The organism is Kocuria rosea (genome assembly GCF_023715525.1).
GTDB classification, from domain to species: Bacteria; Actinomycetota; Actinomycetes; order Actinomycetales; family Micrococcaceae; genus Kocuria; species Kocuria rosea_A.
Map to the genome: position 1 here is coordinate 36,682 of NZ_JAMBOG010000007.1, position 16,037 is coordinate 52,718.

Sequence of the window (16,037 nt, forward strand, 5' to 3'; positions counted from 1 at the left end):
TGGTCGAGCGCATCAAGGGCATTTCTTTGGCTTCCAACTGTCCTGTCCAAGGGATATGACATGGGGACTGCTAAAGGTTTGGTCTGCTCGGTGATTTGTCCCACCGACCTCCGCCGAAACCACAGGCGTGCGTCGACGCTGAGCAGAACTCGCTCAGAGCCTGGCGAAGCGGGCGTGGTCCGACCGACAAGCTGCAGCTGGTTGGCGCCACGGTGAGTTACTTGGATGGCGACATTGGCGCATCCTCGGGTGTTGTGAACCGCGCGCGCTGACGCCTCGGACTAGGCTAACGGTGCAGCACACTGGCCTGCAGGACCCCCCCACGCCGCAATCCCTGGAGCACCGATAAACCGATGAAGGCTGATTCGCCCAACTGGAAGGTGATGGGCCCGCCCGCGACGGCGGAGGAGGCGGCCGCCCTCGAAGCCTTCCGCGAGGTTCTGCCCGACGACGGGCGCACGACTGCGTGGGTCAACCTGACCTTCATTGATACCAACAACCGCACCGCCGAGGTCGACGTCCTACTCCTGACGCCGGTGGGCCTGTTCTGCGTCGAGCTCAAGGGCTGGCACGGGACCATCACCGGCAACTCCCAGCGCTGGTACCAGCCGGGCAAAACGCACTTGAACCCGTTCCTGGTCACCGACCGCAAGAGCAAGCGCCTCGCCTCGCTACTCAAGTCGTACGCGTCGGGCCAGCTGATGGAGCGCGTCCCCTGGGTCAAAGCGCTCGTCGTGCTGCACGGCGAGGGCTCCACGTTCGCGGTCGACGCCTCCGGCCGCGCCGGTGTGGTCAAGCTTGACGGATACTCCGTCAGCTCCAAGCCTCCGCTGCTCCGGCTCAGCGACTTCCTCGCTACTCCGCCGGCGAATCCGAAGGACAACATCGACCCGCAGCGTGCCCAACTCGTGCGGCACCTGTGCGAGAAGGCGGACTTCCGCCCGACGCCGAAGACGCGGATGGTGGGCGACTTCGCTGTCGCCGAGTCCGATCCCGTCGCTGAAGGAGTCGACTGGCAGGACGTGGTGGTCACGCACCCGAACCTGCCAAAGATCAAGCAACGACTGCGTTTGTACGACGTGCACCCCAGGGCATCCGCGTCGGAGCGCAAGCGCATCGAGCAACTCGCCCAGCGCGAGTACCAGCTCACCTTCGGGATCCGCCACGAGGGCATCGCCGTCCCGCAGCAGTTCCTGGTGACCGATGACGGCCCGGCGCTGGTCTTCGAATACCAAGACGCTGAACGACCGCTCGACGCGTTCCTCGCCGACGAGGGTGCCGCGTTGACGCTCGACCACCGGGTCGCGATGGTCGAGCAGCTCGGCGACATCCTTCGGTACGCCCACAACCGTCACCTGTTCCACCGAGCGCTGTCGCCGCAGCGTGTATGGGTTCGACCATCGCCTAACGGCCCGCGCTTGGAAGTTCGCGACTGGTATTCGGCGCAGAAGGACCGTGAGACGGCCGCAACGACCCGGTGGACCGTCATCAGCCGCGGTGTGACAGACCTGCTCGGTGTCGCGGGCGCGGAGGACCTGGTGTGGCTCGCTCCCGAAGCCCGACAGTCAGTCACCGACGTACCTGGTGCGCCTCTGGATGTCTTCGGGTTTGGAGCCGTGGCCTTCCTCATCCTGACCGGAAAGGCACCGGCCACGACGATCGCTGATGTCCAGGAGATCCAGCAGCAGGCTGGACGGTTCGACCTGCGCGCAGTCACCGCCGGACTGCCGGACTCCCTCGCCGAGGTTGTGGGCGACCTGACGGCTGTCGACGAGGCCGAGCGGCCGGCGTCGGTCGAGGACGCGCTCGAGCTGGTCCGCATCGCGTGGGACGAGGTGCGCCGACCGGACGACCAAGCCCCGCCCGCGGAGATCATGGACCCGCTCGACGCCCAAACCGGCGACATGATCGGTGGCCGCTTCCTCGTGGCCGGTCGCCGCGGCGAGGGATCGTCCGGCGTGGCCCTCGCCGTGCTGGATGACGAAGCAGGCGACGACAGGGAGCTCATTCTCAAGGTCGCTCGCGACGACGCCGCGGGTCGCAGGCTCGACATCGAGGCCGAGGTGCTCGCAGGGCTTGAGCACCCGCGCGTCGTCCGATTCATCGAGACGCTCGAACTCGGTGGCCGAAGTGCCTTGCTCATGTCCGACGCCGGCAAGGAGACCCTCGCCACGCGCCTGATCAAGGAAGGCCAGTCGACCCTGGAGCAGCTGCAGCGGTGGGGCACCGACCTGCTGGAGGCCATGGCGTACCTGGTGGACGTCAAGGGCGTCTTCCACCGCGACATCAAGCCCGCGAACCTCGGTATCGCCCCGGACCCCGGTTATCGCAAACCACACCTGACGCTCTTTGACTTCTCGCTCGCCCGCGAGCCTCTGGACAACGTCTCCTCCGGCACGCCCGGATACCTCGACCCATACCTGGGAAAGGGACGTCGCACCCGCTATGACCGGGCGGCGGAATTATGGGCGATCTCGGTAACGTTGTTCGAGATGGCGACTGGTGTGCTGCCGTGGTGGCCCAATGGCGCGGGCGCACCTGCCTCCGCTACGGACCGTCCGGTGGTGGAGCCGACGTCGTTCGACCCTGCTGTGAGCGCGCGCCTCACCGAGCTGTTCCGCAAGGCCCTGTCGCCCGACGTTAAGGAGCGGTTCGGGAACGTCGAAGACCTGCTGCACGCCTGGGGCGAGGCCTTTGCGAGCCTTGCACTGGACGAGGACGCCCGGCGGAAGGACGATGAGCTCGCTTCCAAGGTCACCTTGGAGACGCCGTTGGAGCAGTCAGGCTTGTCCGCGCAGGCCCTGTCCGCCCTGCGCCGCCTGGACGGCGTGGTCACGGTCGCGGACGTGCTGGGCGTGCACCCGGTCAAGATCAACGGCATCCGCGGGCTGGGGGAGACCTACCGCAAGGAGATCCAGGCCCGTATCGCGCAATGGCGCACCGCACTGGGCTCCGCCGAGCCTGCTCCGGGGGTTGAGGTAGCGCTCGGCGTCGACCGCGTGATCGACAACCTGCTCGAAATGCTTCCAGCGGCGGACAAGCCGCTTGCGCATGGCCTACTCGGCCTCGGCGACGGCACGTCGTGGCCCACGGCGGCCGAGGTTGCGGCCAGCTTCCAGACCACGCGCGAACGCGTCACCAGCATGCTCGACGACGCAGTCGGCGAGTGGTCGAGGGACAAGCCGTTCCTCGCCGCGCGCAGCGAGCTGACCAACATCGTTGCGAACGCCGGGCGCGTCATGACCTTGCGTGAGGCGGTCGCCGCGCTCCTTACCTTGCGCGGCTCCACGCTTGACGGCGCCGAACGTTTAACCTACGGCACTGCGCTCGTTCGGGCGATCGTCGAGTTCGACGCACGCGACACCCATCCTGTGTTCGTGCTGCGCCGCCGTGCCGGCGCCAAGGTAGACCTGTTGGCACTGAGCGAGCACGCCGCGACCGCGGAGGACGGCGGAGTTGTCCCGCCTGCAGACCTGCTCGCCGACCTGGCCGGCGAGCTCGGTAGCATGGCCGACGACCTGGTTGCCGATGGCGTCGTCGCCGCCAGTACGGCGATCACCGCGCTCCGTGGCGTCGTCGACGACCTCGATGGTACCGGCCAGTGGCAGGTGACCGATGCACGCATCCTGCGATTGGCCGCGGCTGCGAGCCAGACGGCGGCAGTGTCGGGGTTTCAGGAGCTGTACCCACGGGCACTGCCCATCAAGGAGGCATTGGGGTACGCGATGCGCGGCAAGCCCGGCCGCTCAATCAGCCAGATGGCGGTGCGGCGCACGCTCAGTGCGCGGTTCCCGCACCTGACCGAGCCGCTGCCGAGTTCCGACCGGCTCAACGCGCTCATGCGCGAGCTGTACCCCGAGCTGGTGAACCGGAACGGTATCTATGCGCCCAAGAACACCGGGCTGTACACCACGGGCACGGTCTCGACGACGCAGTTCGCGCCAACACCTGCCACTGAGGTCGCGCGCAAGCTCACTGAGTCGCTCGAAAGGCACTCGGCGCTCACTCTCACCGTCACGCCCAAGCGGTACGTCGCCGCCGCGAGGGCGCTGGCCTCGAAGTTCGATATAGATGTGCTCGACGTCGCCGAGCTCGTCATCAGCGCTACCAAGGAGCAAATCGAGCAGGCCGGTGGTATCTGGAGCGGTCTGCTCGTCTATGACTCCCTGGACCATGACAGCAAGCAGTGGAAGGCACTCGAGGGTGTCGTCCAGAGGTCGGTCGAACCCGTCTGGGCAGAACGACTCAGCGCACACCGACCGCTTCTGCTGACGAACGCCGGCCCGCTGGTGCGCTACGGCATGACCTCGCTGCTTGCCACCTTGCTGGATACCGGCACCAGGCGGCCTGCCGCCCGCTGGCTGCTGGTCGCTAAGGCTGGCGACGCCCGCGCCCCACTCTTGGAAAGTCGGTCGGTACCACTGGGCCCGAGCGGCTGGATAGACCTTCCGCGCGAAATGGCCCAGCTCGCTGACGACAAGACCACCGAACTTCAATCCAGCAATCCCGGAGACTGTGCATGATCGACTCTTTTGCCCTCCTCGCCGCCCTCAAGGTACAGCGGCGGATCCTGCAGGCCGACTTGAAGGAGCGCGCCGACGACCCAACCACCACTTGGGGTGGAGCTCTCCAGCGGGAGTACGCCGAAGCACTGCAGCGCGAGCGCACAGGGCTGTCTTGGGGTGCGTGGCGAGACAATGAAGTCGATCAGGCGGCCGTCGCATGGATCGTCGCGACGACGTTTGTCCGGTTCTGCGAGGATAACGACCTGCTCGTCGGCGCCACCCTCGACGGAATGCCCGTCCCAGTCGGCTGGATCGCCGGGCCCGGCGACCGTATCCTCCGCGCACGCGAGAACCAGACCGCCTACTTCCGCGTTAACACCAGCCACCACGACCGTGACTGGCTCCAGCAGTCCTTCCGCGTGCTGGCAGCCCAGCCCGCCGGAGCATCGCTCGTTGATCCCCAGCACAACCCGGTCTGGACCGCAGAGATCAGCGCCGAGGCCGCCAAGGGTCTCGTCGACTTCTGGCGCCGCACTGACGACGACGGCGCGCTGGTGCACGACTTCACCGACCCCAACCTGGACACCCGCTTCCTCGGTGACCTGTACCAGGACCTGTCCGACCACGCAAAGAAGACCTACGCGCTGCTGCAGACGCCGGTGTTCGTCGAAGAGTTCATCCTCGATCGCACCTTGATGCCCGCAATCGCCGAATTTGGTGTTGACGGGCTCAAGTTGATCGACCCGACCTGCGGATCCGGCCACTTCCTGCTCGGAGCGTTCGAGCGCCTCAACCAACAGTGGGCCGGCGAGGCGCCCGGCATGGACCCCAAGCAGCGCGTGCGCAAGGCGATGAACTCCATCCATGGCGTAGATCTCAATCCCTTCGCCGTCGCCATCGCCCGCTTCCGCCTTAGTGTCGCGGGAATTCTGGCCGCAGGCGAGACCTCTTTGGTCGGCGTCGAGGAGTGGGGATTCCACCTGGCTATCGGAGACTCGCTCCTCGGCGAGCAAGGCGGCACCAAAGCTCTCTTCGGCGACGGTACGTATACCTATGACACCGAGGACCTGGGCGATCACACCGACATCCTCAAGCCCGGGCGGTACCACGTCGTCGTGGGCAACCCGCCCTACATCACCGTCAAGGACAAAGTCCTCAACCAAATCTACCGAAAGGCCTACACAACGGCGGCCGGCAAGTATGCGCTGTCGGTGCCGTTCATGGAACTGTTCTTTCGTCTCGCAGTCAAGGGCGGACCGGGACAGGGCGCCGGGCACGTCGGGAAGATCACGTCCAACTCGTTCATGAAACGTGAGTTCGGCAAGAAGGTCATCGAGGACCTCTTCGCGGGATACCACCTCGACAACCCTGTCGACCTCACCCACGTCATCGACACCTCGGGCGCCTACATTCCGGGCCACGGCACACCGACCGTCATCCTCATCGGACGGCGACGTCGGCCCGTCGCCAGCAAGGTGCGGGCAGTCCTCGGCGTCCGTGGCGAGCCGGGCACCCCGGAGGATCCGACGAAGGGGCTCGTCTGGAGTGAACTGGTCGCCCATATCGACAATCCGGGCTTCGACGGCACGTACGTGAGTGTCGCTGACCTCGCTCGGGAGACCATGTTTACGTTCCCGTGGTCGCTGAGCGGCGGTGGTGCCAGCGACCTGAAGAAGGCCCTCGACGACGGGGCCGCTCAACCGCTCGCGGCAGTAATCCGACTCGTCGGAGTGATGGGGATGACCAATATCGACGACGCATTTCTAGCGCCGCGTGAGGCGTTCGCTAGGAGGCGGGTCGAGCCCGACCTTGTTCGCTACCTGGTAACGGGAGACCTCGTCCGCGACTATGGCATCAACGGTGGCGATCACGTCTTCTTTCCGTATACCTCACGGGGGTTGCTCGACATTCATAAATTCCCTGGCGCGTACAGGTGGGTGTGGCCCGTACGTACGGAGGCTTGGAACCGAGCAACGTTCTCCAAGAAGACCTACCGTGAAGAAGGACGCACTTGGTGGGAATGGCATCAGCTCGGCCTCGACCGCGTTGATGGACCGGTTATCACTCTAGCGTTCGTCGCAACGCACAACCATTTCGTGCTGGACTGGGGCGGGAAGGTGTTCAAGCAGTCGGCACCCGTAATCAAGCTGCCAGAGGGTGCGACGGAGGAGCAGCATCTCCAGCTGCTTGCCGTGCTCAATAGCTCGGTGGCGTGTTTCTGGCTCAAGCAGGTGAGCCACAACAAGGGCGGCCCTGGTGGTGGCAGTTCGAAGGACGAGAAGTGGCGTGACTTTTATGAGTTCACAGGTACGAAGCTTCAGGACTTCCCGCTGCCCGCCACCTTGCCGAGGGATCGAGCGGCTAAGCTTGATTCGCTCGCTCGAGATATGGAGGAGCAGTCGCCTCGGGTAGTCATCTCAAAGTGGCTCAACGATGTGGGGACTGGAAATCTTGAGGCCCAACTCGTAGCAGCCGCGGAGCGATGGAAATCCATCCGCCGTCGAATGATCTTTCAGCAGGAAGAACTCGACTGGGAGATTTACGAGCATTTCAATATTGGAACGTCGAACCTCGTGTATCACGGCAATTTCGGAGAACTGTCAGTGGGTGAGAGGGCGTTCGAGATTTCGCTCGCGCAGAAGGTGTCGAGAGGGGAGGTGAAGACGAGGTGGTTTAGCGACTTTGCGGAGGTAACAACCACCACCATCCCGAATTGGTGGCCCTCAGACTATTGCGACCTAGTGCGAGCGCGTCTGGAACTGATCGATAGTGACCGCGCGATACGGCTCCTTGAGACGCCAGATTTCAAGCGGCCCTGGGACTTCGTGCCATGGGACAAGCGCCTCCAAGATGCACTGAAGGCTGTGATTCTCGAACGACTTGAGGACGCGGAGCTGTGGCGCGACTACCAGGGGCCGAGCACACGTTCGGTAACTGAGCTGGCGGATTTGTTGCGAAACGATGACGTCCTGCTCGAACTCGCACGAGTTCTGACTGGTAGCGCCGAGCCTGATCTCCGGGCAGTCATCGGTTCGCTTGCGCCGACGGAAGGGGTTGCCTATCTCGCGGCCTACCGGTACAAGCCCTCAGGCATAGAGAAGTTCCGTGAGTGGCAGGCGGTCTGGGATCTGCAGCGGCGCGAGGACGCGGGGGAGAGGGTGACGATCCCGGTTCCACCGAAGTACTCGACGACGGACTTTCACAAAGTTGAGTACTGGAAGGCCCGCGGCAAGCTCGACGTGCCTAAAGAGCGGTTTGTGCTGTATCCGGGCGTCGGGCGAGAGGGAGACAACAGCCTCGTGCTCGGCTGGGCCGGCTGGAGCCACCGTGACCAAGCGGTTGCCCTGGTTCGCGAGATCATGAACCAGCAGGCCCTCGGTGCGTCGAACGAAGCCCTGGTACCCATGGTTGCTGGGCTCGTCGAGCTGGAGCCGTGGCTACACCAATGGCACACCGAGCTCGAACCGGAGTTCGGGTCCAGTGCGGCGCAAGCGGTCACCAGTCAGATCGACCAGTTCCTGGCCCAGTTGCAAATGACCCGCGATGCCGTGAACGCGTGGCGTCCGCCGGCGGTGACGCGAGGGCGACGTCGCAGCGCCTGATCGACCGTGGTTTCACACGCCGTAGTAGACGAGAGGTGACGTACTTGATGAACGGAGTTTTTTACCGATGAGCACCCCCACTGCGGGCGCCCTGGCGATGATGCTGCGCGACGCGATTCACGTGCCCGGAGCCGTCCACGACGACGACTTCGTCATGCGCATCCATGAGGGCGTCCCTGCCGCCGAGCAGACCCTCAAGGACTATGTCGTCACGGAGAAAATCGCCGAGGCGTTCGGTGAGGGCCTGACCTTGGTGAAGTCCGCGCTCACTCGCGGCAACGCCAAGGGTGCGTTCATCCACGGCTCGTTCGGTGCCGGTAAGTCGCACTACATGGCTGTGATGCACTTGCTCCTGACCGGAAACCCGCACGCGCGTGCGCTGGAGGGGCTGCAAGACGTCGTGGCCGAGCATGCGGACGTCATGGCAAGGAGGTTCCTCGCGGTCGACTATCACCTCATCGGGGCCGAGTCCTTCGAAAGTGCTCTGTTCTCTGGGTACATCAACACTGTCAAGGCGAAGCATCCGGAGGCTGCCGCCCCTGTGCTCCACCAGAGCGACTTGTTGTTCCAGAATGCTCAAGCGCTGCGGGCGCAGATAGGCGACGAGCTTTTCTTCTCGAAGTTTGAGGCTGACTTCGATCCCGTGCTCGGCACCCTCAGCGAGGGCGGGTTGACCCCCGTCGAGCTCGACGCGGCCGCCAATGGCACAGCGAGCGACCGCGACCGGCAGGCGGTGACTGTGAAGCTTGTGGAGACCTACTTCCCGGCCTACACCTCCACTTCGGCCTGGCTACCGATCGACCAGGGCCTGCGGATCATGACCGCCCACGCCAAAGACCTGGGCTACGACGGACTGGTCTTGTTCCTGGACGAGTTGGTGCTGTGGCTAGCCAACCACCTGCGCGACTCGGCGTTCATCCAGAACGAGACCTCCAAGGTAGCCAAACTAGTCGAGACCGGGTCGGGGCAGATGGCGGTCCCGATGATTTCGTTCGTCGCGCGGCAGCGAGCACTTAAGGAGTTCCTTGGTGGGGGCAACGTCGGCGCCGAGCAAGTCGCGCTCGAGGACTCGTTTCAGTGGTGGGAAGACCGATTCGACAAGATCACCCTTGCCGCCGCCGACCTTCCAGAGATCGTCAACAAGCGCTTGCTGACGCCCACGTCGGAGGCCGGCGCGACCGCACTTGCCGCTGCCGTCGCCCGCGTGCGTGCCAACCCGACGGACTGGAGGCACCTGCTGACGGATGCGGCCGGCTCGGGCGCCGTTGACTTCGAGAAGGTGTACCCGTTCTCCCCGGCGCTCGTGGACGCGATGGTCGCGCTGTCGGCAATCATGCAGCGCGAGCGCACCGCGCTGAAGATCATGAGCGAGCTGCTGTACCGCGGACGTGAAGAACTCACCGTCGGAGACGTCATTCCAGTCGGCGACCTGTTCGACGTTGTCGTGCTCGGTGATGCCAAGCCGCTGACTGACGACATGGTCAAGGTCTTCGAGGCGGCCGCCTCTTTCTACCGCGGCAAGATGCGCCCGTACCTGCTGGACAAGCACCACGTCACCGACGCGGACGCCCGGACTCTCGACCGCAACCACGTGTTCCGCCGCGAGGACCGCCTCGCCAAGACCCTCCTTGTCGCGGCGATCGCACCCGGGGCCACGTCGCTGAAAGATTTGACGGCGTCCAAGCTCGCCGCACTCAACTTCGGCAGCGTCGTGTCGATGTTCGGCGGGAATGTGTCCGGGCAGGTCGTGACCCTGGCCACTGAGTGGCAGGCCAAGTTCTCCGAGATCACCGTCAGCTCGACCGCGGACCCGGTGATCAGCCTGCAGCTGACGGGCGTGGACTTCGACGCGATCCTCGCGCACGTCACGCAGGAGGACTCCCACGCGAACCGCCGTCGACTTATCCGCGACACGCTCGTCGCCGAGATCGGCGCCGTCGTCACTGGTTCGTACGCAGGCGAGTACATGGTCGAGCACATCTGGCGGGGCCAAAAGCAGACGGTCGACGTCGTGTTCGGGAACGTCCGGGACAAGGTCGCGCTCCCCGTCGAGGCACTCAAGGCGTCGGACGGGCGGTGGAAGCTCGTGGTCGACTTCCCGTTCGACGACATGGATGACCGCGGACCGTCCGACGACGTCGAGCGCATTTACACGCTTCGGCAGGAAGGAATCCTCAGTGACACGATCGCGTGGGTGCCGCACTTCCTGACCACGCAGCGCATGGAGGACGTGGGCAAGCTAGTTCAGCTCGAGTACCTGCTCACCGGCGACCGGTTCGACCAGTACGCCGCGAACCTGCCGGTCAACGACCGTGAGCCAGCGCGCCGGCTGCTGACGGGTCAGCGCGACTCGCTGCGCAGCCAGCTGGCCGCGCTCCTGCGCCAGGCCTACGGCATCGACGCCAAGAACGAAGAAAACCTCGGGACCTTAGTCGCTGGGACCAACTTCGTCACCCTCGCCGACGGGTTCACACCGACGCAGCCCTCGGTGGCGACATTGCGCGACGCCGTCGTCGGCGTACTCGGCTCGGCGCTGACCGCCCGCTACCCCAAGCACCCGGAAATCGAGCGTGGCACCGAGGAGGTGCGCCGGGCCGAGCTGAACGCCGTGCTCGACCTGGCGCGCAGAGCCGTGGACGCAGGTGGACGTCTGGCCAACATTGACCGTGCCACCGGGACCCGCGTGCGCCGTGTGGTGACTGCCTACGGCGTTGGAGCCTTGCGCGAGACCACCTACGCGCTCGACGCCCAGCACTTCGCGTTCTTCGACGAGTTCACCCGCGCCGCGGGCACCGGCGACGTGACCATCGGGACTCTGCGCGGCCTGTTGGCTGAGCGTGGCATGACGACCGATGCCATGGACCTGCTTGTTCTGGCGTGGGCCAAGGTCACCGACCGCGAGTGGTACCGTGCTGGCGCCCGCACATCCGAGCCTGGCATCGGTGCGCTCACTGCGGACATGCTCCTGCGCGAGCCCGTGCTGCCGTCCGAGGAGGAATGGAAGGTTGCGCTGACTCGGGCCAAGGCGCTGTTCGGCGTGGGAGCTGACGAGTACCACCTCTCGACCGCCGCGCTGCAGCGCGTGAGCGACGCGCTCAAGGGCAAGGTCCGTCCGATGCTACACACGACGGAGGACGCCGCGGCGGAGCTGTCTGCGCACTCCGAGACTCTGGGGCTGGACGAGACCGCGCCGCGGTGGCAGACGGTGACGCGCGCACGGGATCTGGTCGCCGTCCTTGCCGCGGCCGATGGACCAGTGGCAAGGATCGAGGCACTTGCCCAGTTCGACCTCCCTGCCGAGTCGCAGTCCATCGCTAGATCGATCAGCGCGTCCGGCGACGTTGTAGCCGCGCTGCGCGGCGCGAACTGGGAGCTGATCAACAAGCTGCCCGCGCTTGGCGGCGACCGCGCGGCCCGCGCGCTGGCGCAGCTGCGAGAGGTCGCACGGCAGGCAGAACTGCACGCCCCGCTCAAGCCGGCCCTCGACGTTGCAGCGCGTGAGGCGACCACGGCTCTGGTTGACGACCCGGACGAGATCGAGCGGCGTCGACGGGAGGAAGCGGAGCGGCGTCTCCGCGAGGAGGAAGCCCAACGGCAGCGAGAAGAGGCCGAGCGCAAGGCGGCCGCGGAGCGCGCGGCTCGTGAGGCGCAGCTCCAGCGTGAGCAAGAACGGCTCGAGGCCCAGCGCCGCGAGCAGGAGGAGCGCGAGGCGGAGATCGCCAGTAAGCTCGCCGAGCTTAACCGCATCCGCCTAGAAGAGGAGGAGCGTCAGCGGCGGCGGACAGCTGAGAAGAGCCGGGTGGTCGCGCGCGTCGTCGAGGTCCAAGAGATAGGGCAGAAGATCAGCGACGAGCTGGCCAACCCGGTTCCGGGCAAGAAACTGCGAGTGAGCTGGAGGTGGGAGTGACCAGCTCTCCGACCGAAGCAGCGCGCACCGTCGCCGTCTCTGAGGCGCTCGTGCGGTCGCGCGCAGCCGAGCTCATCGCCAAGGGGGGAGACTCGCGCGTGCTTGTGATCCGTGCCCAACCGCACTGGCACGGCGGTGAGCTGGCGGTCGACGGTTATCGCGTCCGGGTGGTCGAGGGCATCTCCCAGCTGGCCATCCTTGACGCCTACGCCGCGCAGTCCGATGACGAGTACCTGGTAGTACTCACCGACCGGCCACGCACTGATCTCGGTGACACGGTGCTTGCCCGCGCTTACCGCCAGCAGATCGAGGACCCTGACGAGTGGGGGAGTGTCCCGGCGCTGTTCCGTGGGGCGCGTGAAGTTAGCCGCGAGCTGCGCAGGCTTGACTGGGCAGCAACTGCACTGCTCGACCACGAGCCTGCCGAGGGATGGGCACCGTCGACCGATCTCGCCGTGACGGCCGAGCACGCCATCGGCGGCCTGTTGGCGCACCTGTTGGAGCTTGACTCAGGCGATCTGGACGGCGCCGTCATCCTCACCACGCTGAGCAACGGGTCCCGCGCTCCCTGGTCTGCGGTGGGTCCAGAGCTGCAGGAGCACCTGATCGAGTGGGCCGAGCAGCAGTACGGCACCGCCGCGGGGTTCGCGCTCCGCACGACCGCTTCCCCGGGCGGACTCGTCAAGCCCCTCGCGCTCGGGCTGGCCATCGACGTGCTGTGGCCTCACCCTGCCGGCGATCTCACCGAAGAGCAGGTTGCCGCGCGCACCCGGTTGCTCGAGCGCTACGTGGGCGGCAGATCCATCACACCGCTGCAGGCGCGGGAGATCGCCAACGCCTCGGTGTCCGCTGTGCTGCGCCTGTCGAGAGAGGGTGACCCCGAGGGACGGCTCGGCGTGGTACTCGATCAGGCCGAGGCGCTGCTGCGCGACAATCTCGGCTGGCCCGCCGGGGCCGAGCGCTCGTCGATCCTGCGCCCCGGATTCACAGCCCGCCTGCGCGCGCTTGGCAAGGCACTCGACGAGGGTTCTAGTGCTGAGGAAGCACTGGCGGCAGTTCTCGACCACCGCGAGGCAGCCCTCGCCGGCCAGGACCTTGCACCGCGGATGGCCGTCCGGCTCTCCCGTTGGCTGGCCTCACCGGAGTCCGAGGTCCACAGTCTCGGGGGAGATCTCCAGCGGCAGCTCGACGATGGCGCATGGGTCGACTCCGCGATCGGTGTGTTGTGGAGCGGCTCGTCTGACGCTGAGGTGGGTGCCGCGTACGGGCGGCTGATTGAGCATGTGCGCGACCGGCGTCGCAAGCGCGACGAGGTCGCTGCGGCGCACCTCGCCGACTCTGGGGTGATGCGTTCGCTGGCAGATCTACTAAATGACGGACCACCCCTGGGCATCGAGGACGTCCTGCGCACGGTAGTCAATCCGTGGAAGTCTTACGGCGGAGTGCTGCTTGTGGTCTTGGACGGGATGAGCGGCACAGTGGCGGTCGATCTCGCTACCGAGGTCGGTCGCTCAGGTCTCGTCGAGTGGGTCCCTGCAGTGACCAAGCGCCGCCTTGCCGCTGTGGCATCGTTGCCGTCGATGACCGGGCTTTCACGAACCAGCCTGTTCTGCGGTGAGATTCGCCGAGGCAACTCGGCGACGGAGAAGTCCGGACTTGCCATGGCGTTCCCTGGCGCGCGGGTGTTCCACAAGGGCGAGTTACGAGCCACAGGTGGGGCCCAGCTCGCGGAAGACGTCGGGTTGGCGATCGCCGACCCGACCGTACCGGTGGTCGGCGTGGTCATCAACGCCATCGACGACGCGACGCACAAGAACGACACTGCCGGCCGGTCCTGGGCCATGGGCGACCTAGAGCCGCTGCGAGCGCTGCTCAATGCCGCGTCGATCGCCGGACGCGCCGTCGTGCTCACCTCCGACCACGGCCACGTCGTTGAAAGGCAGACCGAGATGCTTCCCGCCGTGGCTGGAGGCGATGCGCGCTGGCGACCGGCAACTTCGGGCCCGGTCCGAGATGGCGAGGTGCTGGTGAGCGGGCCGCGCGTTGCGCTCGACGCCGGCGAGGCGATCCTCCTGTGGCGCGACGACGCACGGTACGGGCCGACTCGGGCTGGGTACCACGGTGGCGCGTCGTTGGCCGAGCTGACCGTGCCAGTGCTGGTCTACCAGCGGTCGCTGGCGCAGTCGGCGCCAGACGGTTGGGAGGCGGCGCCACCGCAGGCGCCCGCGTGGTGGAACGACCCGGTCGTTGAGACGCTACCCGCGCCTACGGCTGCTCCGGCGACGAAGGCGCGCAAGAAGCCTGCCGTCGGCAAGGCGGCGCCCACGTTGTTCGAGGTCGACGAGCCGCAGACTCCCGTGGCGGCAAAGACGGACGACCTTGTTACCAGAGTGCTTGCGTCGTCGGTCTACTCTGACCAGATGGGCCTCGCCGGGCGCGCAGCCACCGGGGCCGGACCGCTCGTGGAGACGGTGCTACGCACTCTCGTGCACCGCGGTGGGCGAGCGCACCAGGACACGGTCGCGTCGGCCGCCGGGCTGCCTTACGCCGGCATTGGGCAAGGGCTGGCCGTGGTCAAACGCGTCCTGAACGTCGAGGGCTACGACATCCTGTCCTACGACAGCGATGGTGAGACCCTGCGGCTCGACGTCGACATGCTCAAGGACCAGTTCGGAGTGGTGTGATGGCGGATGTTGCGATCAGCCCGCGGCGGCGCAGGGAGATCATCGACGCCCTACGCCGCGGCACCGTGCCGCAGCAAGGGCTTGATGTCCTGGCCGTAGGGCTCGGCAGATTCGAGACCGCGATTGACGGCGAGCTGGACGCAGTCAAGCAAGGCGCGGCTCAGTTCAAAGCGGTCCGGGGTGAATACGGCTCCGGCAAGACGTTTTTCTCCCGCTGGCTCACCGAGCGGGCCAAGAAGAAGAACTTCGCGACCGCCGAGATCCAGATCTCCGAGACCGAGACGCCGCTGTACAAGCTCGAGAAGGTCTACCGGCGCATCGTCGAGAACCTTTCGACGCCAACCGTCTCCAGCGGAGCCTTCCGCGACGTCATCGACGGCTGGCTGTACGTTCTCGGACAGGACGTCCAGGCGGCCGGCACCGTCGACTCTGCTGACATCCAGCATCGGACCGATGAGTTGCTCGAAAAGCGCCTTGCATCGGTGTCGAAGGAAGCGCCCGCGTTCGCCATGGCACTGCGCGCCTACCGCCAGATGAGCGCAAGCGCGAAGAACGCCGAGGCGGATGCCCTGCTGGCGTGGCTCGGTGGCCAGCCGCACGTCTCTGCCAGTGCACGCCGGTCGGCCGGCGTGCGAGGCGAGCTCGACCACTTTGGCGCGCTCGGGTTCCTCCAAGGGCTCCTGACCGTGTTGCGCGACTCGGACTACGCGGGACTCGTACTCGTCCTGGACGAGGTCGAGACCCTTCAGCGCATGCGATCCGACGTGCGCGAGAAGTCGCTCAACGCGCTGCGCCAGCTCATGGACGAGGTCGACAGCGGGCGCTTCCCGGGTCTCTACCTCCTCATGACGGGCACGCCCGCCTTCTACGACGGCCATCAGGGCGTCCAACGACTTGCGCCTCTCGCCCAGCGGGTGCAGACCGACTTCGCGACCGACGTACGATTCGACAACCCGCGGGCGACGCAGATCCGCCTGCACGGGTTCACGCCTGAGTCGCTGGTAGAGATCGGCAGCCGCGTCCGCGACATCTACGCCGCGGGGACCGAGGCGGCCGAGCGCATCCACGCAGTCGTCGATGACGCCTACATCGCTGACCTCGCCGGTGCAGTCGCTGGGGAACTCGGCAGCCGGACCGGGGTGGCGCCTCGGGTTTTCCTCAAGAAGCTGGTCGCCGACGTACTCGATCGCGTCGATCAGTTCCCGGACTTCGACCCGCGCCAGCACTACGAGCTCACGCTTAGCGCCTCCGAGCTCACCGACGTCGAGCGGGAAGCGCAGACACGGGGCGACCTGCGCGCCGCGGTGTCGGTCGACGACGTCGATCTAGGCTTCTAGCG

Annotated in this window: 5 protein-coding genes; all 5 read left to right on the forward strand. The window is 66.1% G+C overall.

Features of this window, described 5'->3' with window-relative positions; all coding sequences use genetic code 11:
- Positions 1–353: 353 nt before the first annotated feature.
- The 5 genes from pglW (at position 354) to brxD (ending at position 16,035) form a co-directional block, all read left to right on the forward strand.
- On the forward strand, positions 354–4,523 hold the full coding sequence (gene pglW / locus M3185_RS06705; protein WP_251332898.1) for a BREX system serine/threonine kinase PglW: 4,170 nt from the start codon (positions 354–356) through the stop codon (positions 4,521–4,523).
- A complete protein-coding gene (gene pglX, locus M3185_RS06710) occupies positions 4,520–8,107 on the forward strand; it encodes a BREX-2 system adenine-specific DNA-methyltransferase PglX (RefSeq protein ID WP_251332899.1) in 3,588 nt (1,195 codons plus the stop codon). The genes pglW and pglX overlap by 4 nt, the downstream gene beginning before the upstream one ends.
- A gap of 67 nt (positions 8,108–8,174) precedes the next feature.
- Positions 8,175–12,014, forward strand: a complete 3,840-nt coding sequence (locus M3185_RS06715) for a DUF6079 family protein (RefSeq protein ID WP_251332900.1) — start codon at positions 8,175–8,177, stop codon at positions 12,012–12,014.
- On the forward strand, positions 12,011–14,698 hold the full coding sequence (gene pglZ / locus M3185_RS06720; protein ID WP_251332901.1) for a BREX-2 system phosphatase PglZ: 2,688 nt from the start codon (positions 12,011–12,013) through the stop codon (positions 14,696–14,698). Before M3185_RS06715 ends, pglZ begins: the two co-directional genes overlap by 4 nt.
- Complete coding sequence (gene brxD / locus M3185_RS06725; RefSeq protein WP_251332902.1) at positions 14,698–16,035, forward strand: BREX system ATP-binding protein BrxD; 1,338 nt, start codon at positions 14,698–14,700, stop codon at positions 16,033–16,035. Before pglZ ends, brxD begins: the two co-directional genes overlap by 1 nt.
- Positions 16,036–16,037: the final 2 nt, after the last annotated feature.

Bases quoted from the DNA above. Each gene is read 5' to 3' on its own strand.
- pglW (WP_251332898.1), top strand. From the start codon at position 354: ATGAAGGCTGATTCGCCCAACTGGAAGGTGATGGGCCCGCCCGCGACG.
- pglX (WP_251332899.1), top strand. From the start codon at position 4,520: ATGATCGACTCTTTTGCCCTCCTCGCCGCCCTCAAGGTACAGCGGCGG.
- M3185_RS06715 (WP_251332900.1), top strand. From the start codon at position 8,175: ATGAGCACCCCCACTGCGGGCGCCCTGGCGATGATGCTGCGCGACGCG.
- brxD (WP_251332902.1), top strand. From the start codon at position 14,698: ATGGCGGATGTTGCGATCAGCCCGCGGCGGCGCAGGGAGATCATCGAC.